We start from the raw sequence: 20,195 nt of genomic DNA, 5'->3' as shown, positions 1-20,195 counted from the left end.
CGCCCCAGGGGCCTGTCCGGCGGCGCGTGACGGCGGCCACGGTAGAACGTGTTTCACAAATGTGGAAGGCCGCGGCCCCGGTTCGGGCAAGCCGATCCGGGGCCGAGGGGACGGGTGGGACGACAGGTCTAGGGCAGGAGCTCGTCCATGGAGGCGCGCCCCTTCTCCGCCATACGGCGTTCGGCCCAGGCGAGGCTCTTCGGATTCACGTCACGGCCGGAGGCCAGGACCAGGTCCTCCGCCGTGAACTCGCCCTCCGATCCGGCGTGGAGCAGCCGGTCGGGCGTCGGGAGATCCCCCACGGACGTCTTGTCGGGCTCAGCGTTCATGCCGCCTCCTACGTGTTCTTCCGGCACTCGCCATTCTCGTGGCCTGCCGACGGGAGCGCATCCGGGGCGGTCGTCCGCCGGGGCGGTGCAGGGCCCTCACTGGCCGAGGGGGTGCCGCAGGGCATGTCGATGCCGTGTCGGTGGCGTGTCGACGGGGCCCGGGAGGGTGAGTGAGCCCGTCGGCGAGGCCGTTCTTACGTACCCCCCCAGGAGTCAGCCATGTCCCAGCCCCCTGCCTTCCCCCTGCGGCGTCTGCTCGTGACCGCCGTCCGCCGCATCACCCCGCGTACGCTGCGCGTCACCCTCGGCGGCCCGTCCCTGGCCGGATTCACGCTCGACGGACCCGACCAGCAGGTCAAGCTGTTCCTCCCCCGGACGCGGGACACGGAGCTCGTCCTGCCCGCCGTCGGGGCGGACGGCGACGTCATGCGGTGGTACGCGGCCTACGCGGCGATCCCGGAGGCGGAGAGGCCCTGGATGCGGAGCTACACCATCCGGGCGCACGACCGGGTGGCGGAGACGGTCGACATCGACTTCCACCTGCACGGGGAGGGTGGCGCGGAGGCCCACGAGGGTCCGGCGACCCGGTGGGCGCGGGGTGCGCGGCCCGGTGACCCGCTGGGCGTGTTCGGGCCGTCCGCCGCGTTCGCGGTGCCCTTCGACCCGGGCGCGGGCGACTGGACGCTCCTGTACGCCGACGCCTGCGCGGTGCCCGCCCTCGCCACGGTCGTGGCCGCGCTCCCGGCCGGCCGGCGGGCCGTCGCGTACGTCCAGGTCGACGACCCGGCCGACGTACAGGCCCTGACGACGCCCGCGGACCTCACCGTGCGGCTGCTGCCCCACGACGCGCCGCCCGCCGACGCCGTACGCGCCGGGGCCCTCCCGGCCGGCAGCCCCTCCGTGTGGCTCGCGGGCGAGGCCTCGGCCGTACGCGGGCTGCGGCGGCACCTCGTGGAGGAGCGCGGCATCGACCGCCGCGCGGTCCACTTCACCGGCTACTGGCGCCGCCGTCTGTCCCAGGACGACGCCCCGACCCCCGAGGACCTCACCGAGGCCCGGGAGCGCCTCGCGGCGGGCCGAGCGGGAGCCCGTCCGGTGCGGGAGCCCGTACAGGAGCCCGTACCGGATCCGGTACGAGAGCGGAGCGCGCCGCCTCCTCCCAGAGGTCCAGCCCGGCGCTCAGGAAGCCCCTCGCGGCGGCGGCGTCATGGACTGCCCCCTGCGCTGGGAGAGGCGAGCGGCACGCCGGCACACTGCGTGCGAGGTCCTCGCGTCAGGCATCCAGGGCCTCCTGAGGCTGCCGGACGAGGTCCGCGGCCGTGTCGACGGAGAGCTTCGCGCCCTCCGCGTAATGGCGGGTGTACTCCGCCGGGGTGAGGCGCTCGCGGAGCGCCTCCTCCGCTCGGGTGCGGATCGCGGCCTCCGTCTGCGGGGCGAAGGGGCGGAAGCCGCCGCCGGGCCCGGGGCCGATGTGGGTGTCGTACGCGCCGAGGAGCGCGGCTCCGGTCTCGGCGTCGCCCGGGGCGCCGCGCCCGCCACGGGCCCAGGCGGCCGTCGCGAACTGGGCGACGACGAGGTAGGGGGCGACCAGGTGGGCGAGGGTCTCCAGATCGGCGACGGCACGGGCCAGCCGGTCAAGGGCCCGGTCGTGGGCGCCGTCCAGGCAGTCGAGCCACGCCCACGTCCCGCCGACGAGGCCCCAGAAGAGCGACGGGGTGTTCTCGCCGAACTCGCCCTCCAGGCGGGTGAGCTGCGCGCGGGCCAGGGCCGTACGCCCGGTGTGGCCGTAGTGCTGGACGAGGAGCAGCCGGCCGGTGCCGGCGGCCTCGGCCCCCCACGCGCCCGCCTCGTCGGCGGCTTCGGCCAGGAGCCGTTCGGCCGCCTCGTCCCCCTCGGGGCGGAGCCGGAGGCGTACGGCCGCGAGGCGCGCCGTGAAGAGCGGCACCTGCGAGCGGGCTCCGACGAGGGCGGCGGCGCGGGTGGCCCGCTCGAAGTCGGCGGCGGCCTCGGTGAGGCGGCCTGCGCGCTCGTACGCCTCGCCCCGCGCCGAAAGGGACTCCGCGATGCCCCAGGCGTCCTCGGACGCCTCGAAGAGGGCGAGTGCCTCGTCGGCGTCCTCGGGGCCGTGACCGAGGAGTTTGCCCCTCACCAGGAGGGCGAAGCCGAGATCCCAGCCGGTCCCGTGGTCGCGGCAGGCCTCGACGATCAGCGTCAGGGTCTCGTCGAGGCCGGCCAGCTCGCCCGTCATCAGGCGGGCGAAGAACCACATCGTCCCCGGCTGGCGGCAGGTCTGCGGGAGGCCCGGGCGGTACGCGGCGGCGAGGGCGCTGAGCCGCGCGCGGGTCTCGGGCCGTTCTAGGGCGGTGGCGCCTTCGCCGCCCTCGGTCGCCAACGCGTACAGGTGGGCTCCGCGGCGGGCCTCCCAGAGCCTTTCGCCGGTCCACGGCGGCGGTACGTCGCCGCAGTAGCCTTCGAAGGGTTCGGCCGGGCGGACGGGCTCCCGGAGCGGGTCGGGTCCGAGCCGGGCGGCCGTCGCCGCCCAGGTCCGGGCGTCCGTCTGGTGGTTCCGCAGCTGCCAGAACCAGCTCAGGGAGTGGACGAGGCAGAGCGCCTCCTGCTCGTCGCCGAGCGCCACGGCGGTGCGGAGCGCGGTCCGGAGGTTGCCGTGTTCGCGCTCCAGGACGGTGATGGCGGCGACCTGTCCGGAGCCGCGGAGCTCGGGATCGGTACGGCGGGCCAGCTCGCGGTAGTACGCGAGATGCCGCCGCTCGGTCGCCGACCGCTCCCCCGCCTCGTCCAGCCGCTCCCCCGCGTACTCCGCCACCGTCTCCAGCAGCCGGAACCGCATCCCCGCACCCTCGGGACCCGGCCCCGCGACGACGAGCGACTTGTCGACAAGAGCACCCAGAACGTCCAAGACGTCCGCCCCCGCGCCCTCGTCGGCGCAGACCGTCTCCGCCGCCACCAGATCACACCCGCCCGTGAACACCGCGAGCCGCCGCAACACCGCCCGCTCCGCCCCGTCCAGCAACTCCCACGACCAGTCCACCACCGCCCGCAACGTCTGCTGACGCGGCAACACCGTCCGCGCCCCCGACGTCAACAACCGGAAACGATCGTCAAGACGGTCCGCGATCTGCCGCACCGACAACATCCGCAACCGCGCCGCCGCCAACTCGATCGCCAACGGCAACCCGTCGAGCCGACGGCACACCTCCTCCGCCGCCCCCACGTCGTCCGCCACCCGGAAACCCGGCCGGGCCGCCGCACCCCGCTCACCCAGGAGCCGCAACGCCATGTCCACCGGCAACGGCCCCAACGGACTCAGCACCTCCCCCAGCACCCCCAACGGCTCCCGGCTCGTCGCCAGGACGGTCACGCCGGGGCAGCGTGTGAGGAGGGTCTGCGCGAGCTCCGCCGCCGCGGCGATCACGTGCTCGCAGTTGTCGAGAACGAGGAGCATCCGGCGCCCTGCGCAGTACTCGACCAGGTGGGCGAGCGAGTCCTTCGGCCCGGCCGCGTCGGTCCCGGCCGGACCGTTCCAGAGGTGGGTCTCGCGCGCGCCCAGCGCGCCGATGACGGCGGCGGCGACCGAGGACTCCTCCCGTACGGAGGCGAGTTCGGCGATGTGCACCGGTCCGCTGTCGAAGGTCTCGGCCGCCTCGAGAGCGAGCCTCGTCTTGCCGACGCCACCCGGTCCTGTGAGGGTGACGAGCCGCCGGTCGGCCCACCCGGCCGCGAGCGCGCCCAGTTCGCCGTCCCGGCCGATGAACGAGGTCAGCCGGGCGGGCAGGCGCCCGTTCCGGTCCACCGCGAGGCCGGGCACGGGCGCGGGTGCGCCGAGGAGTTCGGCGTGCAGGGCGCGCAGTTCGGGGCCCGGGTCCGTACCCAGCCGGTCGGCGAGGCCCGTGCGCACCTCGTCGTACGCCGCGAGGGCCTCCGCGGGCCGTCCGGCGGCCCGCAGGGCCCGGATGCGCAGGGCCTGGACGGGCTCGTCGAGCGGGTGCCCGGCGGCGAGGGCGGCGAGGGGTGCGAGGACGTCCGGGGCGCGTCCGAGGGCCAGATCGGCGGCGAACCGGTCGCGGCGCGCCCGCGTGTGCCGCTGTTCCAGGCGTACGACGAGGGGGTCGGCGTCCCGGCCCGGCAGGTCCGCGAGGGCGGGCCCGCGCCACAGGCCGAGCGCCTCGTCGAGGAGCGCGGCGGCCCGCACGGCGTCCCCGCCGGACAGGGCGGCCGAGCCCTCGGAGGCGAGGCGTTCGAAGCGGTGGAGGTCGACGGCGTCCGGGTCGGCGGCCAGGCGGTAGCCGCCGCCGGGCGCGGAGACGATCGCCTCGTGCCCGAGGGCCCGGCGCAAGCGCCCCACCAGGGCCTGGAGCGCGGCCGTCCGGTCCTGGTCGGCGGCCGGGTCGTCGTCGGCCCACACCTGGGCGATCAGCGCGCCGGTGCTCATCGGGTGCCCGGCTCCACCGGGTCCCGCGGATCCACCGGCCCCAGCGCCGCCCGCGCCCGCGGCGAGCGCGGTGAGCAGCGCGCGGAGCCTGGCACCGCTCAGCGTGGCCTCCGTCCCGTCGTCGGTACGGAGGGCCTGACAGGGGCCGAGAACACGGTAGGACGGCTGCACCGGCCCATTCTGCCCCGCCGGGGACACCCTCCGGGCGCCCGGCCCGTCGAGGCGAACTTGCGCCACGCCGTGCACCGCCATGGCGTCCACGGGGTGCGGGTTCGACAATGGGGGGGATGACCGACGACGACCGGCGTACGCGCAGTGGCGAGATCGGGCCCGCCGAGCGGCTCGCCATGAACCGGACCGGCAGCTTCGACTGGGATCTCGACACGAGCACGATCGATGTCGACGAGGCCGGGCTGCTGGTGTTCGGGCTGGCCCCTGACACCTACGACGGGCGCCCGGCGACGCTGGTCGCGCGCCTGGCGCCCGAGGAGCGGACCCGGCTCGAAGGGATCGTCCGGGACGCGGTGAAGGGTGGCTCGGTGTCGTACACCGCGCACTTCCCGATCCCGCAGGACGAGGGTGCACCCCACTGGACGCACGTGCAGGCACGGATCCTGCGCAAGCCGGACGGCAGGGCCCAGCGCATCGTCGGGGTCGTGCGGGACACGACCGCCGAGGTCACGCACTCCGCCTTCGTACTGGAGCTGGAGAAGCGGCGCGAGCTGCAGACGAGCATCGTCGAGCGCACCACGAACGCGCTGTCGCGCGCGGTGACGGTCGACGACGTGACCGCCGCCCTGACCGGTCCCGGCGGGCTCGCCCGGCTCGGCGCCGAGGGGCTGGCGCTCGGGCTCGTCGAGAACGGTTCGCTCAACGTGATCGCGCTCAGCGGCGAGTCCCTCGACGCCCTCAACGACTTCCGCACCCGGCGGCTCGACCGCGGCCTCCCGCTGGCCGAGGCGGTGCTGAGCGGCCGGCCGCGGTTCGTGTCCTCGTTCCAGTCGCTGGGCCGGGAGTTCCCCGAGCTGGCGCCGTACCTGTCACGGCTGCAGTTCCGGTCCGCCTGCTACCTGCCCCTGGTGGCGCAGGCCCGTTCGCTGGGCGGCATGGCGCTGTTCTACCGGGGCCGTTCGTCCTTCAACGCCGACGAGCGGAACCTCGCGCTCGGTCTCGCGGCGATCGTCGCCCAGTCGCTCCAGCGGGCGATCCTCTTCGACGAGGAGCGGGAGCTCGCGACGGGGCTCCAGGCGACGATGCTGCCGCGCCGGATCCCGGAGATCACCGGCGGCGAGATCGCCGTGCGCTACCACGCGGCGTGGAGCGGACGGCAGGTCGGCGGCGACTGGTACGACGTGATCCCGCTGCCCCGGGGCCGGGTCGGGATCGTCGTCGGCGACGTGCAGGGGCACGACACGCACGCGGCCGCCATCATGGGGCAGTTGCGGATCGCGCTGCGGGCGTACGCGGGTGAGGGGCACGCCCCGTCGACGGTCCTCGCCCGGGCGTCGCGTTTTCTCGCCGAGCTGGACACCAACCGCTTCGCGACCTGCACCTACGCACAGGTCGACCTGGCGAGCGGCACCCTGCGCGCCGTACGGGCCGGGCATCTCGGCCCGCTGATCCGGCACACCGACGGCCGGGTCGGACAGCCCAATCTGCGGGGCGGGCTGCCGCTGGGCCTGGCGACCGTGTTCGGGGACGAGGAGTTCCCGGAGACGCGGCTCGACCTCGTACCCGGGGAGACGCTCGTCCTCTGCACGGACGGGCTCGTGGAGCAGCCCGGCTCCGACATCGACGCGGGGCTCGACGCGCTCTCCGAGGCGATCGGCAGCGGCCCGCCGCAGGCGGAGGCGCTCGCCGACCACCTCTCGGAGCGGCTGTGGGAGCGGTGGGGTTCCGGCGACGACGTCGCGCTCCTCGTGCTGCGGCGCAGCCCGGACCCGGGCACGCCCCGGGCGCCGCGCATCCACCAGTACATCCACCAGGCCGATCCGCAGGGGCTCTCGGACGCGCGGGCGGCCGTGGGGCAGGCGCTGCGCGACTGGGGTCTGCCGGAACTGGCCGACGACGCCGAGCTGTTGACGGGCGAGCTGCTCGTCAACGTCCTGCTGCACACCGAGGGCGGCGCGGTGCTGACCCTGGAGGTGCTGCCGGAACCGGTGCGGAGGGTACGGCTCTCGGTGCAGGACCGGTCGAGCGCGTGGCCCCGGCGGCGCACCCCCGGTGAGGCCGCCACGTCGGGGCGGGGGCTGCTCCTGCTGGACGCGCTCGCGTCCCGGTGGGGCGTCGAGCCCCGCGGCGAGGGCAAGGCGGTCTGGTGCGAGATCGAGCCGGCTCCGGTGGCGGCCGAGGCCGCCCCGGGCGGCGGGTGAGGAGGATGCCGTGGACCCCGTGGCCGCGTTGAACCGGATCGCGTTCCTGCTGGAGCGCGCCCAGGCACCGGCGTACCGGGCGAAGGCGTTCCGTACGGCCTCCGCCGCCGTGGACGCCCTGCCGGCGGGCGAGGCGGCGCGGCGCGCGGAGGCGGGCACCCTGGAGTCGGTGAAGGGGCTCGGGCCGAAGACGGCCGCGGTGGTGCGCGAGGCCCTTGAGGGCCGGGTGCCGAAGTACCTGGCGGGTCTTGAGGCGGAGCTCGCGGCGAGCCTGGGGCCGATGGAGCCGGCGGACGGCGCCGGTGCCGCACTGCGGGCGGCGCTGCGCGGGGACTGCCATCTCCATTCCGACTGGTCCGACGGCGGCTCCACGATCGAGTCCATGGGGCGCACGGCGGCGGGGATCGGGCACGAGTGGGCGGTGCTCACGGATCACTCGCCGCGGCTCACGGTCGCGCGGGGCCTTTCGCCGGAGCGGCTGCGGGAGCAACTGGACGTGGTGGCGCGGCTGAACGAGGAGTGGGCGCCCTTCCGGCTGCTCACCGGGATCGAGTGCGACATCCTGGAGGACGGTTCGCTCGACCAGGAACCGGAGCTGCTCGAACGGCTGGACGTGGTCGTCGCTTCGGTGCACTCGAAGCTGCGGATGGACGCGGGCCCGATGACCCGCCGGCTCGAACGGGCCGTCCGCGACCCGCTCGTGGACGTGCTCGGGCACTGCACGGGGCGGCTCGTGGCGGGCGGCCGGCTGCGGCCCGCTTCGGAGTTCGACGCGGAACGGGTCTTCGCGGCGTGCGCCGAGGCCGGTACGGCGGTGGAGATCAACAGCCGCCCGGAGCGCCTCGATCCCCCGCGCGAGCTGCTGCGCGTCGCGGTCGACGCGGGCGCGTACTTCGCGATCGACACGGACGCGCACGCGCCGGGTCAGCTGGAGTGGCAGATCCTCGGCTGCGCACGGGCGGAGGAGTGCGGCGTACCGGAGGACCGGGTGATCAACACCTGGCCGGCGGAGCGCCTGCTGGAGTGGACGCGGGCCTGAGGGCCTCCCCGGGCGGCAGGCGGGTCAGGCGCGCTGCCAGACCGTGGTCGCGTTGCAGAACTCGCGGATGCCGTGGCCGGAGAGTTCACGGCCGTAGCCGGAGCGTTTGATCCCGCCGAAGGGGAGCGCGGGATGCGAGGCCGTCATTCCGTTGACGAACACGCCACCGGCCTCCAGGTCGCGGACGAAGAACGCGATGTCCTCCTCCTTCCGGGTCCAGACGTTCGAACTGAGCCCGAACGGAGAGTCGTTGGCGACGGTGACGGCCTCCTCGATGTCCCGCACCGGGTAGACGGTGGCGACCGGGCCGAACGTCTCCTCCAGGTGGATCCGCATCGCGGGGGTGATGCCCGTGAGCACGGTCGGCCGGTAGTACCAGCCCCGCCGGAGCCCTTCGGCTTCCGGGCGGCCGCCGCCGCACAGGACGTGCGCGCCCCGGCGTACGGCGTCGTCGACGAGGCTCTCCAGGTCGGTACGGCCCTGCTCGGTGGCGAGGGGGCCGACGTCGGTGGACTCGTCGAGGGGGTCGCCCACGGTGAGGGCGTTCATGGCGGCGGTGAAGCGTTCGGCGAAGTCGTCGTAGACGTCCTGGTGGACGATGAACCGCTTGGCGGCGATGCAGGACTGGCCGTTGTTCTGCACGCGGGCGGTGACGGCGGTCTTCACCGCCCGCACGATGTCGGCGGAGGGCATGACGATGTACGGGTCGCTGCCGCCCAGCTCCAGGACGGTCTTCTTGACCTCGTCGCCCGCGACGGCGGCGACGGCCCGGCCGGCGGGTTCGCTGCCGGTGAGCGTGGCGGCGACGACCCGGGGGTCCCGAAGGACGGCCTCCACGTCGCGGGAGCCGATGAGGAGCGTCTGGAAGCAGCCGTCCGGATAGCCGGCGCGGCGGAACAGGTCTCCGAGGTAGAGGGCCGTCCTCGGCACGTTCGAGGCGTGCTTGAGGAGGCCGGTGTTGCCCGCCATGAGCGCGGGCGCGGCGAAGCGGATCACCTGCCAGAGCGGGAAGTTCCACGGCATGACGGCGAGGACCGGGCCGAGGGGCCGGTAGTGGACGCGGGCCAGGTCCGCGCCGGAGTCCTGGACGTCGCTCTCGGCCGGGTGCTCGTCGGCGAGGAGTTCCTCGGCGTTGCGGGCGTACCAGCGCATGGCCTTGGCGCATTTGGCGGCCTCGGCGCGGGAGGCGGCGATCGGCTTGCCCATCTCGACCGTCATGGTCCGGGCGATGTCCTCGGTGTCCTCGTCGAGCAGCGTGGCGGCGGCCCGCATCAGGCGGGCGCGCTCGGCGAAGGACGTGGTGCGGTACTGCCGGAACGCCTCGTGCGCGGCGGCGACGCGCCGCTCGACCTCCTCGGGCCCGTGGGCCTCGTAGGTGCGCAGCGTCTCGCCCGTCGCGGGGTTCACCGTGGCGATGCCCATGACGTCTCTCCTCCTGCCATCGGCCCCCAACGGCAACTTCCCGCGCCGGGCGCGGCGGCGCAACAGGGGCGGGGCGGTGGGGTGACACCTCCCGGGTGGGGCGGGGTGTGCGGCCTCCGGCGCGTGATCTCGGAAGGCCGCCCTCTCGCGGGCGCCTTCAGGCGGTGAGCCACGCCAGCGCGCCGGAGAGGTGCGCGCGGAAGGCCGGGTCGTCGTACGCCTCCGAGGAGTGCCCGAGCGCGGTGAAGAAGACGCGCCCCTGGTCGACCTCGCGGCACCACACCAGCGGATGGTCGTCGCCGAGGGTGCCGCCGCTGTACGAGGTCTCGTCGGCCCGCGCCAGGACCCGTACGCCCGTCCCGCGCGGGTTGGCCGTGAAGTTGTACCACTCGTCGGTCCAGGTCCAGCGGCCCGGGAGCGGCGCCGTCGCCGGGTGGCCGGGGTCCTCGACGAGCACGGTGCCGGGCTGGATCTCCGGATGTCCGTCGAAGCGGGTGCCGAGGAGCTCCCCGTAGAAGGGCCAGTCCGGCTCCGCGTTGGCCGCCGCGTGGACGGCGAGGAGGGCGCCGCCGCCCCGGAGGTACGCGGCGAAGGCGGCGCGTCCCTCGGGCGTCAGGACGGTGCCGGTGGTGGAGAGCAGCACGACGGCGGCGCACCCCGCCAGCCGCCCGGGCGTGAAGGCCGCCGGGTCTTCGGTGACCTCGGCCCCCCAGCCCCGCTCGCGGGCGATCTCGGCGAGGGCGGCGGCGCCGGCGGGGATCGAGTCGTGGCGGTACCCGGCGGTGCGGGTGTAGATCAGCACGTCGGCGGTGGGCACGCGGTGGACTCCTGAGGGAGCGGGGTCGACGGAGGACAAAGGCTTTGGAAAGCGCTTTCTATCATCTCTGCGCCGACCGTCGCCAGCGAAATCCCCGCGCCGCAAGCCCCGCCACTCGGGCAGACTCCCCCGATGACGCCCCTCCACGACCCCGCACGTCAGGCTCTCGCCCATGTCGCCGGCCTCGCCACGGGCACTCCGCTCGACCCCACCCTGCGGGTCACGCTCAACTTCCACCCGCATTTCCTCGACCGGCTCGCGGACGACGGCGTCTACCGCTCCCAGTTCGTGACCGGTACCGGCAACGGCGGCCTCACCGCCCGGCCCGGCGGGGACCGCTGGTGCTGGGAGAGCCGGATCTTCGGCGGGGCGTACGACGCGGCTCCCGCGCACACGCGGCCGGTCTACGGAGCCCTCGACTTCCGCCGCCGCCCGTTCGGCGCCGCCCCCCGCTTCGGCTCCGCCCATCTGCGGCTGGCGCCGTCGACCCTGGAGCGGGCGTCCTTCTGCTACCCGGACAGCTTCCTGGAGCCCGCGGACTTCGGCGTCGCCTCCCGGATGCGTCTGGTCGCCCTCGCCGAGGCCGACGGGAAGGACCCGCTCGACGACTACGTCGAGGCGCACGTCCACGGTCCCGTCGTGATCGGGCGCGACGTGGAGGCGCTGGTCCTTGACCCGAGCCACCGGGGTACGGCGGTCGAGGCGGCGGCCCGGCGACTGCCGTGCGCCGTCGAGTGGCACGGCGGGTTCCGGCTCTCCGTCGAGGAACTGCGGCGGCATCCCGGGTTCCGGGGACCGGATCACGTGGCGCTGGGCGCCCGGATCGCCGTCGGCGGGTTCCTGGACCCGCGGATCGTTCAGGAGGCGGCAGGTTCCGGGGAGCACGACCCCCAGGACGTGAAGAAGGTCTGGCACTACCTGGCACGTTTCGGGGCGCCTGCGGCCTGAGAGCGATCCATTGTCGTATCGGATGCATCTCTGTATCTTTTGGCGCGCCGTGCCCCACCCGCTCGCCAAGGAAGCCGAGGAGCCGCCATGAGCACCGTGCCGCCCGCGCTCGCCGCCGCCGTCGGGCCGTTGCCCGACGGGGTCGTCCTGCCGCTGCCGCCCGCCTTCGACACCGTCGAGGAGGAGCGCCGGTACCGCAAGGAGCAGCTCGCCGCCGGGTTCCGGATCTTCGGCCGGTTCGGCTTCTCCGAGGGGGTCGCGGGGCATATCACGGTCCGCGATCCCGGGGATCCGAACGCCTTCTGGGTCAACCCTTTCGGGATGAGTTTCAGCCAGATCAAGGCCTCCGACCTGATCCGGGTGGACCACGAGGGGGCCGTCCTCGAAGGACGCAGGCCCGTGAACCGGGCCGCGTTCGTCATCCACTCGCGCGTCCACGCCGCCCGGCCCGACGCTGTCGCCGCCGCGCACTCGCACTCCCTGCACGGCAAGGCGTTCTCCAGCCTCGGCATCCCGCTGGACCCGATCACCCAGGACGCGTGCGCGTTCTTCGAGGACCACGGGATCTACGACGACTACCGGGGCGTGGTGAACGAGACCGAGGAGGGCGAGCGGGTCGCGAAGGCCCTGGGCGGGCACAAGGCCGTCATCCTCAAGAACCACGGGCTCCTGACGGTCGGTCACTCCGTCGCCGAGGCCGTGTGGTGGTTCGTGACCATGGAACGGTCCTGCCAGGCGCAGCTCCTCGCGATGGCGGCGGGCACCCCGCAGCTGATCGACCGGGAGACGGCGCTCCTGACCCGCGGCCAGGTCGGCGGCCACCTCGCGGGCTGGTTCCAGGCGCGCCCCCTGTGGGATCAGATCACCGCGTCCGACCCGGACCTGTTCGACTGAGCTTCGGGGGAAGGGAGTTCCCGCGTCGAGACCTCCAGGAGCGGGGCGAGAAACTCGCGTTCGAGACTCCCCGGCGGCAGCGCCGCCGGTTCGACGTAGCTCTGCGCGAGTCCGCCCTCCCGCAGGGCGACGATGAGCCGGGCGAACCGGTCGGCGTCCACGGTCAGTTCCCGCCCGGCCCTGCGCAGGACGAGGGTGAGGCCGCGGGCGATCTCGGCGCGCAGCCGCTCGTCGTGGCGCGCGAGCACCCAGGCGGCCTGCCGGTCGCGGATGGCGTGCAAGGTGAACTCGGTGGTGACCAGGTACCAGTCCCGCTCGTCCGGCTCGATCCGGGCGGCGAGCTCGGCCAGCCGCGCCAGCGTGTACTCCTCGGCGGTCAGCGCGTCGATCGCGTCGGCGAGCCGTCGTACGGTCCGGTCGCTGTGCTCGTCGAAGAGCGCGAGGAAGAGCTCTTCCTTGCTGGCGAAGTTCGAGTAGTACGCGCCTCGTGTGTAGCCCGCGCGCTCGCAGATCTGCTCGATCGTCGTGGCGTGGAAACCGTGCTCGGCGAAGGCTTCCAGGGCGGCTTTCAGAAGCGCCGCGCGCGTGCGGGGCCGTCGCCTGGTGACACCTTTCGGCACGGGTGGGCCTCCTTCGTCGGGCGCCGCGTCCGGCGGCGGAAGCGCCCACCCTACCGGCGCCTCATCCCGGGCAGGGATCAGCGCCGACGGATAGGATTCACGCATGGGAGAGCGGCCCGTCGCACCCGCCGCGCCCGCTTTGATCCTCGAGATCGACGGGGACGCGACGCTCATGGACCCGAGCCGCGTCTATCGCATCGGGCGCGACCCCACCAGCGACATCGTGCTCTCGGACGCCCGGGCGTCCTGGCACCACGCACAGCTGCGCGCCGTCCGCGGCCATTGGGACCTGGCGGACGAGGGCAGCACGAACGGCACCTTCACGAACGGGCTGAGGGTGGCGGGGGTACGGGAGGTCGGCCCCGGCACGGTCGTACGGTTCGGACACCCGCAGGACGGCCCGCGCGCGGTGCTCTCGACCGCGCCCCGGGCCCACCCGCAGGCACCCCCGCCGCCCGCGCCCCCTCCACCCCCCGAGCCCCCGCCGCCGGTCCACGAGCCCCCGGCCCACGAACCGCCGGTCCACGAGGCCCCGGCCCACGAACGGCCGGTCCACGAGGCCCCGGCCCACAAGGCGCCGGTCCCCGCACCGCCAGTGCTGGAGCCGACACCCCCGGAACCGACGTCCCCCGAGCCCGCGCCCCCGGAACCGACGTTCCTGGAGCCCGCACCCCCAGAGCCGTCCGCCCCGGCGCCCCCCGTCCCCGTAGCGCCCCTCGCGGAGCCCCCCGCCGCCGAGCCGCTGCGCCCCTCCTCCGTCTCGTACCCCGCCGCCACCGGCACCTTCCGGCAGCCGACGTCCGTGCGGCCGCTGCCCGCGCACAGCATCAGGATCGGCCGCGCACCCGACAATGACGTCGTCGTCGCCGACCTCGTCGTCTCCCGCCGTCACGCCGAACTGCGCGCCAAGCCCGACGGCACGTACTGGATCCACGACCTCGGCAGTCACAACGGCACCTTCCTCAACGGCCGCCGCGTCGTCGACGCACGCGTGACGGCGGACGACATCGTCGGCATCGGCCGTTGCGCGTTCTGCCTGATCGGCGGGCAGCTCGTCGAGTTCACCGACAACGGCGAGATCTCCCTCGACGTCCAGGAGCTCGCCGTCACCGTCGACCACGGCCGCAAGACCCTCCTCGACGAGGTGTCGTTCCCGGTGGGCCAGAAGTGCCTGCTCGCGGTCGTCGGCCCGTCCGGTGCCGGGAAGTCGACGCTCCTGGGCGCGCTCACCGGCCAGCGCCCCGCCGACCGGGGCAGCGTGCTCTACGACGGCCGTGACCTGTACCGGGACTACGCCGAGCTGCGCCAGCGCATCGGGCTCGTCCCGCAGGACGACATCCTGCACCTCCAGCTCACCGTCCGGCGGGCCCTCGGCTACGCCGCCGAGCTGCGCTTCCCCGAGGACACGGCGCCGGCCGAGCGCCGGGCCCGGGTCGACGAGGTGATCCGCGAGCTCGGCCTCGTGGAGCGGGCGGAGCAGCCGATCCACAGTCTCTCCGGCGGCCAGCGCAAGCGGGTGAGCGTCGCCCTCGAACTGCTCACCAAGCCCTCGCTCCTCTTCCTCGACGAGCCGACCTCCGGCCTCGACCCGGGGATGGACCGGTCCGTGATGCACATGCTGCGCGGGCTCGCGGACGACGGGCGCACGGTCGTCGTCGTCACGCACAGCGTCCTCAGCCTCGACGTCTGCGACCGTCTGCTCGTCCTCGCCCCCGGCGGCCGGGTGGCCTACTACGGACCGCCCGCGGACACCCTCGGCTTCTTCGGCTACACGCAGTGGCCGGAGGCCTTCGAGGCCTTCGAGAACGACCGGGAGCGCGACTGGGCCGGACAGTACCGGTCCTCCGACTTCCACCGCAGGTACGTCTCGGACGCGACGGCACGCCCGCTGCCGCCCACCGGGGACGGCGGGCCCTCCGGCGCGCCCGGGCAAGCCGGGCCGGCCGGGCGGGAACTCGCTCCGCCGCCGAAGGCGCAGAGCTGGGGCTCCCAGCTGCGGACCCTGGTCCGCCGGTACACGGCCGCGCTCTCCGCCGACCGCACCTTCCTCGCGATCATGATCGCGCTGCCGTTCGTGATGGGCGCGATGGCCCGCGCCCTGTCCGAGGGCGAACTCAACCCCGAGTCGACGTTGAACGTGCTGCTCATCCTGTGTGTGGGCGGTGTCCTCACGGGCGCGGCGAACGCCGTGCGCGAGCTGGTCAAGGAGCGCACGATCTACCGGCGCGAGAGAGCCGTCGGCCTGTCCCGGTCCGCGTACCTCGCCTCCAAGGTGGTGGTCCTCGGCCTGATCACGATCGTGCAGGCGGTGGTCCTGACCCTGGTGGCCCTGATCGGCGTCCCGCTGAACGTGCCCGGGGGCAAGGGCGTCCTGCTGCCCCCGCTCGTCGAGATCACGCTAGCCGTCGCGCTCCTCTCCTTCACCGCGATGATGCTCGGCCTCCTCGTGTCGGCCGTGGTCCGCAAGGAGGAGGTGACGATGCCGCTGCTCGTCCTCCTCGCGATCGTGCAGGTGGTGTTCTGCGGGGCGCTCCTCTCGGTGCGTACGCCCGGCCTGGAACAGTTGGCCTGGCTGGTGCCCTCGCGCTGGGCGTTCGCCGCGATGGGCGCGACGCTCGACATCGGGGAGGTCGCGCCGAGCGACAAGACCGACGATCCGCTGATGCGGCACACCCTGGACGCCTGGCTGTTCGACATGGGCATGCTGATCGTGATCTGTCTTGCCCTCGGAGTGGTCGTGGCGCGGCTGCTGCGCCGCCACGAGCCGGTCGTGATGCGGAGGTAGGCCCGTGAGCGTCCCCGTAACCGAAGGCGTGCCGGACTTCCGGCCCACCCACGTCGTGCCGCGCGACGGTCTGCCCGCCTGGGAATCCCCCGATCCCGGGCTGCCGACGTTCTCGCTCGACGCGTTCCTGCCGGTGCGGCTGACGGAGCGGGCCGGGGACTGGGGGCACGTGCTGTGCTCCAACGGCTGGTCGGCGTGGATCGACGCGCGGCTCCTCGTCACCGTGCCGGACGATCCTCCGGCGGCGGGCCGGCCGCTCACCAGGACGGCCGATCCCAGGCCCCTGCTCGCCCGCGCCGAGGACGCGCTGGGCCGGTACCGGCGGGCGGCCGACGAGCTGGGCGCGGGCCGCCTGGACGGCGAGGCCTTCCGGCTGCGGACCCGCGGCCTGCGGGTGGGGATGGTCGTCGACGGCGAGTCGGTGTGGCTGTACGACGCGGAGCACGAGCGCTGGGTGTTCTGCGACGGCCTCGGACTCCATACGTACGCGGCGTCCGGGGCCCCGTCGGCCTCCGTGCGGGTCGCCGGCTCGCCCGCGCCCCGGGCGGACGAGGTCCCGGAGTCCGCCGGGCCCGCGCCCGGTGACCGGGCGGGAGCCGGACCTCCCGTGTACGAGCCGACCCAGGTGGTGCCGCAGGTCGACCCGGCGGTGGCGGCCGGGCCGCCGCCGACGCAGGTCGTGGAGCGGCCTTCCGAAGCGGCGGGTGAGGACTGATGGCCGACGGCGCGCGGGACGCGGAGCTCCCGGCGGGCCGGCCCTCGGGGCTCCTCGGCAAGGAGATCGCGGGCTACCTCGTGGAGGACGAGATCGGACGCGGGGGCATGGCCGTCGTGTACCGGGCGCGCGACCTGCGCCTGGACCGGACGGTGGCCCTGAAGCTCCTCGCGCCCGAGCTGGCCCGCAACGACACCTTCCGCAAGCGCTTCGCGCACGAGTCACGGGTCGCCGCCTCCATCGACCACCCCCACATCGTGCCGGTCTTCGACGCCGGCGAGACGGAGGGCGTCCTGTACATCGCGATGCGGTACGTGGCGGGGCAGGACCTGGTGGCCCTGCTCCACCGCGAGGGGCCGCTGCCGCCCGTGAAGGCGGGGCGGATCGCCATCCAGGTGGCCTCCGCCCTGGACGCGGCGCACGCGCACGACCTGGTGCACCGGGACGTGAAACCGGGCAACATCCTGGTGGCCGAGGGCACCGACCGTGACCACCCCGAGCACGTCTACCTCACGGACTTCGGGCTGACGAAGAAGTCGCTCTCGCTGACCGGGTTCACGACCGTGGGCGAATTCGTGGGCACCCTGGACTACGTGGCGCCGGAGCAGATCTCGGGCAAGCCGGTCGACGGCCGGTGCGACGTCTACAGCCTCGCGTGCGTGGTCTTCGAGACGCTGGTCGGCGCGCCGCCGTTCCGGCGCGACACGGACTGGGCGGTGCTGTGGGCGCAGCAGTACGATCCGCCGCCGCCGCTCTCCGAAGTGCGCCCGGGGCTGCCGGAGGCGGCGGACGCGGTCTTCGCGAGGGCGCTGGCGAAGTCCCCCGAAGAGCGGTACGGGACGTGTCTGGAGTTCGTCATGGAGCTGCGGTCGGCACTGGCCGGCCCGGGCGCGGCCGGGGGCCCCGTGGTCACGTCGGGCACCCGACGGCCCGGACCGCCGCCGGCACCGCCGGTATGGGCACGGCCCGTCTTCCGGGAACTCTGAGGTCCGTCCGGACCGACCCTGAGGGGCGTCCGGACCGCGGCCTACTTCTTCTTCGCCGTCTTCTCCGCCTCGCCCTTGCGGTGGACCCGGGTGGCGAGGAGGCCGCCGAGGAAGCCGAGGACCAGACCCCAGAGGAGGGCGAAGCCGACCGTCTTCCAGACGTCCGGGCGCAGCAGCACCTCGCCGCCCAGTGCGTCGAGGTCGCCGATGCCGAGGATCGAGAGCCCGAAGCGGGCCTCGACCAGGGTGAGGGGGGCGACGACCAGCATCGTCACGGCGAAGGCGATGCCCAGGCGCAGGGAGTGCTGCCAGAGCTTGGTCCTGGCCGGGGAGCGGACCGCCGCCGCGAAGGCCGCGGCGAGGACCAGGACGGCCGCGATGGGCAGCAGCCACCAGGCCCTCGCGTCCTCCGCCGCGAGCGAGGAGAGGTCGACCGTGGACAGGTCGGTGCCGCCTCCGTCGCGGAGGACGGCGTCGAGGATCTGGGGCATGGGAAGGCCGAACGGGCCCTCGACCCTGCCCTCCCACGAGCCGCCGATCCCGACGCCGAGCGCGAGCCAGGACACGTTGGGCAGGCCGAGCAGGAGGACGGCGAGGGTCTCCGCCGCATGGCCCTTGGTGGCCGCGACGACGATCCCGATGACCAGGCCCAGGGCCACGTACGCGAGGAGGAGCATGAGCATCGCGTGGGCGGCGGGCCGGACGGGCTCGTGGTAGCGGACGAGCCGGGGCGGCAGCGGGGTCCTGCGGGACACCAGGAGGGCGACGACGAGCACGCCGAGGATCCACAGCAGCCCGTAGAAGAGGGTGGGCCCGACGTCGGTACGGAAGCCCACCGTGGGGTTGACGGCGTCAAGAAGCTCGCCGAAGAGGTCCCCGAGGGAGTCCTGCGACGCCTCCGAGGTGTCTCCGCCGATCGTGAGCGGGAAGTCGTGCCGGGCGAGGGCGGAGAGGCCCAGGAGCCCGGCCAGCCAGAGGACGACGGTCCCCGCGGCGCGGAGCAGGAGTTCACGGGTGCCCGCGACCGCGTGGTGGCGCAGGGGGCGGAGGAAGCAGTAGCCGATGACGAGTGCGCCCACCAGGGTGACGGTGAGGGGCATCGCGGTCAGTTCGGCCTGGGTTCCCGCGAGGTCTCCGGCGTCGCCGGAGAGGTCGACCTTGCCGCCCGCGGCCATGACGACGACCGCGGCGAGGACGGCGGTGAAGCCGCCCGGCAGGTCGGCGGCGCCCGCGGCCCAGAGGCCGAGTCCGGCGACGACGCCCATGGCGACGTACCCGGCGACCACCGCTGCCAGCGCCTGGACGCCGACGCGTACGAAGAGCCCGGTCGGGGTCACGGGGCCCGCTGAGGTGGAGAGCCGACTGCTCACGCTGTCCACGCTAGTACCGGTGGCGGCCGCCCGCTTGTGGACGCTCTCCTCCTCTTGCGGACGGTTTCCTCCGCCTGCGGACGGTCTCCTTCGCTTGCGGACGGGCGTTTCTCCGCTTGCGGGTGGGCACCGATCCGCGCACACAATGGGCCCGGAACGGAAGAAAGGGAAAAACGTGACTTCCCACCCGCCGTCAGGCCCTCCGTCCGGCCCTCCGTCGGTACCGCCGTCAGGCCCGCCCTCCGGCCCCCTGTCAGGGCCGGGGAACCGCCCCGGGACCGGCGGCGGCCCCCCACCACCTCCCGGCCCGCCCTCGGGCGGCGGCGCGGGGGGCGCCTCGTCCGGCGGAGGCGGCGCGCCCGGCGGCGGCCCGTCCGGGGGCGACTCCGGCAAGGGCGACGGTGGCGGCCCGTGGTGGCGCTCCGTCCCGAAGGTCGCGTCGGCCACCGCCGTCCTCGTGGCGGGCGTGGCCCTGGCCGTCGTCCTGACCAACCAGTCCGACGACACGAACGGCACGACCGGATCCGGCGGCGGCGAGGTCTTCCTCCAGAACGCCGCCGCGTCCGGCCCCGACCCGTTCACCCAGTCGACGGCCCGCACCGGCGGCGCCTCCGCCTCGCCGCCCTCGCTGCCGCCCCGTACCGCGTCGGCCGAGGCCGGCACGCCGCGGGTGTCGGGCTCGGCACCCGGCCTCTACGGCGGAACGCAGTCGGTCGCGAGCTGCGACGTCGAGCAGCAGGTGCGCTACCTCTCCGCCCAGCCCGCGAAGAACTCGGCCTTCGCCGGGGTCCTCGACATCGAGCCCAACGCGGTGCCCGGCTATCTCCGCTCCCTGACCCCGCTTCAGCTACGGGCCGACACCCGGGTGACGAACCACGGCTTCCGGGACGGCTCCGCCACCTCGTACCAGGCGACCCTCCAGAGCGGGACCGCGGTCCTGGTCGACGGCCGCGGCGTACCGCGCGTCCGCTGCGCGTGCGGCAATCCGCTGACCGAACCGGTGGCGCAGAAGGCACCGAAGACGACCGGCACGCCCTGGCAGGGGTACAACTCCTCGCAGGTCGTCGTCGTGGCCCCGTCGGTGACGGTCGTGAACGTCTTCGTCGTGTACGACCCCGAGGACGACGGCTGGTTCGCGCGGAAGCACGGCGACACCGGCGCGCAGGACAAGCCCGTTCCGCCGCCGCCTCCGACGTCGTCGCACTCGAAGTCGCCCTCCGAGTCGCCGTCCACCTCGGCCTCCACGCCCCCGTCGGACCCCACGTCCCCCTCGGATTCCCCCTCCTCGCCGTCCGACTCGACGAGCCCGGCCGACGAGTCGCCGTCGTCCGAGTCGCCACCGGCGGAGGATTCGCCCGCTCCGGAGTCGAGTCCGGCCACCGACGAGTCCGCGGAGCTGCCGCCGGCACCGCCGGCCGACGAGTCGGCGTCGGTGCTCTCCTCCGTTC

General features: G+C 74.4%; 14 protein-coding genes and 1 pseudogene. 9 read left to right on the top strand and 6 right to left on the bottom strand.

What is annotated here, in order from left to right; genetic code table 11:
* Positions 1 to 128: 128 nt before the first annotated feature.
* Complete coding sequence (locus ACIBG6_RS03255; RefSeq protein ID WP_399220768.1) at positions 129 to 329, bottom strand: hypothetical protein; 201 nt, start codon at positions 327 to 329, stop codon at positions 129 to 131.
* Positions 330 to 548: 219 nt separating this feature from the next.
* On the opposite strand from ACIBG6_RS03255, the gene ACIBG6_RS03250 reads away from it, so the two are divergent.
* Entirely contained in the window at positions 549 to 1,706 is a 1,158-nt protein-coding gene (locus ACIBG6_RS03250) for a siderophore-interacting protein (RefSeq protein ID WP_399220767.1), read from the top strand.
* On the opposite strand, the gene ACIBG6_RS03245 is transcribed toward ACIBG6_RS03250, so the two are convergent.
* Positions 1,603 to 4,950 carry an ATP-binding protein gene (locus ACIBG6_RS03245; protein WP_399220766.1) on the bottom strand — a complete coding sequence of 1,116 codons (3,348 nt, stop codon included), beginning with the start codon at positions 4,948 to 4,950 and terminating at the stop codon, positions 1,603 to 1,605. The genes ACIBG6_RS03250 and ACIBG6_RS03245 overlap by 104 nt on opposite strands.
* A 116-nt stretch (positions 4,951 to 5,066) precedes the next feature.
* Between ACIBG6_RS03245 and ACIBG6_RS03240 the strand changes: the two genes are divergently transcribed.
* Positions 5,067 to 7,151, top strand: a complete 2,085-nt coding sequence (locus tag ACIBG6_RS03240) for a SpoIIE family protein phosphatase (protein ID WP_399220765.1) — start codon at positions 5,067 to 5,069, stop codon at positions 7,149 to 7,151.
* A 10-nt stretch (positions 7,152 to 7,161) separates the two neighbouring features.
* The gene (locus ACIBG6_RS03235; protein ID WP_399220764.1) at positions 7,162 to 8,190 is read left to right on the top strand and encodes a PHP domain-containing protein; all 1,029 of its coding nucleotides are present in this window, start codon (positions 7,162 to 7,164) and stop codon (positions 8,188 to 8,190) included.
* 24 nt (positions 8,191 to 8,214) lie between these two features.
* Here the strand turns inward: ACIBG6_RS03235 and ACIBG6_RS03230 are convergent, their stop codons facing one another.
* The gene (locus ACIBG6_RS03230) at positions 8,215 to 9,612 is read right to left on the bottom strand and encodes an NADP-dependent succinic semialdehyde dehydrogenase (protein ID WP_399220763.1); all 1,398 of its coding nucleotides are present in this window, start codon (positions 9,610 to 9,612) and stop codon (positions 8,215 to 8,217) included.
* Between the two features lie 157 nt (positions 9,613 to 9,769).
* Positions 9,770 to 10,429, bottom strand: coding sequence for a ThuA domain-containing protein (locus ACIBG6_RS03225; RefSeq protein WP_399220762.1), 660 nt, complete (start codon positions 10,427 to 10,429; stop codon positions 9,770 to 9,772).
* Between the two features lie 132 nt (positions 10,430 to 10,561).
* Between ACIBG6_RS03225 and ACIBG6_RS03220 the strand changes: the two genes are divergently transcribed.
* A complete protein-coding gene (locus ACIBG6_RS03220; RefSeq protein WP_399220760.1) occupies positions 10,562 to 11,377 on the top strand; it encodes a DUF3626 domain-containing protein in 816 nt (271 codons plus the stop codon).
* A gap of 87 nt (positions 11,378 to 11,464) precedes the next feature.
* A complete protein-coding gene (locus tag ACIBG6_RS03215; RefSeq protein ID WP_399220758.1) occupies positions 11,465 to 12,271 on the top strand; it encodes a class II aldolase/adducin family protein in 807 nt (268 codons plus the stop codon).
* On the opposite strand, the gene ACIBG6_RS03210 is transcribed toward ACIBG6_RS03215, so the two are convergent.
* Positions 12,235 to 12,891 (bottom strand): TetR/AcrR family transcriptional regulator, encoded by a 657-nt coding sequence (locus ACIBG6_RS03210; RefSeq protein WP_399220757.1) that lies wholly within the window; start codon positions 12,889 to 12,891, stop codon positions 12,235 to 12,237. The genes ACIBG6_RS03215 and ACIBG6_RS03210 overlap by 37 nt on opposite strands.
* 103 nt (positions 12,892 to 12,994) lie before the next feature.
* Here ACIBG6_RS03210 and ACIBG6_RS03205 point away from each other — a divergent pair, with 103 nt between their 5' ends.
* The 3 genes from ACIBG6_RS03205 to ACIBG6_RS03195 are packed head-to-tail and all read left to right on the top strand — an operon-like array spanning position 12,995 to position 17,377.
* Positions 12,995 to 15,676, top strand: coding sequence for an FHA domain-containing protein (locus ACIBG6_RS03205; protein WP_399220756.1), 2,682 nt, complete (start codon positions 12,995 to 12,997; stop codon positions 15,674 to 15,676).
* A gap of 4 nt (positions 15,677 to 15,680) precedes the next feature.
* A complete protein-coding gene (locus ACIBG6_RS03200) occupies positions 15,681 to 16,391 on the top strand; it encodes a hypothetical protein (protein WP_399220755.1) in 711 nt (236 codons plus the stop codon).
* Positions 16,391 to 17,377, top strand: coding sequence for a serine/threonine-protein kinase (locus tag ACIBG6_RS03195; protein WP_399220754.1), 987 nt, complete (start codon positions 16,391 to 16,393; stop codon positions 17,375 to 17,377). The genes ACIBG6_RS03200 and ACIBG6_RS03195 overlap by 1 nt, the downstream gene beginning before the upstream one ends.
* A 41-nt stretch (positions 17,378 to 17,418) precedes the next feature.
* Here the strand turns inward: ACIBG6_RS03195 and ACIBG6_RS03190 are convergent, their stop codons facing one another.
* Complete coding sequence (locus tag ACIBG6_RS03190) at positions 17,419 to 18,756, bottom strand: streptophobe family protein (protein ID WP_399220753.1); 1,338 nt, start codon at positions 18,754 to 18,756, stop codon at positions 17,419 to 17,421.
* 166 nt (positions 18,757 to 18,922) lie between these two features.
* On the opposite strand from ACIBG6_RS03190, the pseudogene ACIBG6_RS03185 reads away from it, so the two are divergent.
* Positions 18,923 to 20,167 (top strand): annotated as a pseudogene (locus ACIBG6_RS03185) (DUF6777 domain-containing protein); the annotation flags it as partial.
* Positions 20,168 to 20,195 lie beyond the last annotated feature (28 nt).

This window comes from Streptomyces sp. NPDC050842 (assembly GCF_044456565.1).
Taxonomy (GTDB): Bacteria; Actinomycetota; Actinomycetes; order Streptomycetales; family Streptomycetaceae; genus Streptomyces.
The sequence above is the reverse complement of the archived record's forward strand: the minus strand, read 5'-3'. Positions and strand labels throughout refer to the sequence as shown.

Coding starts and splice junctions, on each gene's coding strand:
- ACIBG6_RS03230 (WP_399220763.1), bottom strand. CDS start 9,612: ATGGGCATCGCCACGGTGAACCCCGCGACGGGCGAGACGCTGCGCACC.
- ACIBG6_RS03205 (WP_399220756.1), top strand. CDS start 12,995: ATGGGAGAGCGGCCCGTCGCACCCGCCGCGCCCGCTTTGATCCTCGAG.
- ACIBG6_RS03215 (WP_399220758.1), top strand. CDS start 11,465: ATGAGCACCGTGCCGCCCGCGCTCGCCGCCGCCGTCGGGCCGTTGCCC.
- ACIBG6_RS03255 (WP_399220768.1), bottom strand. CDS start 329: ATGAACGCTGAGCCCGACAAGACGTCCGTGGGGGATCTCCCGACGCCC.
- ACIBG6_RS03220 (WP_399220760.1), top strand. CDS start 10,562: ATGACGCCCCTCCACGACCCCGCACGTCAGGCTCTCGCCCATGTCGCC.
- ACIBG6_RS03195 (WP_399220754.1), top strand. CDS start 16,391: ATGGCCGACGGCGCGCGGGACGCGGAGCTCCCGGCGGGCCGGCCCTCG.
- ACIBG6_RS03250 (WP_399220767.1), top strand. CDS start 549: ATGTCCCAGCCCCCTGCCTTCCCCCTGCGGCGTCTGCTCGTGACCGCC.
- ACIBG6_RS03240 (WP_399220765.1), top strand. CDS start 5,067: ATGACCGACGACGACCGGCGTACGCGCAGTGGCGAGATCGGGCCCGCC.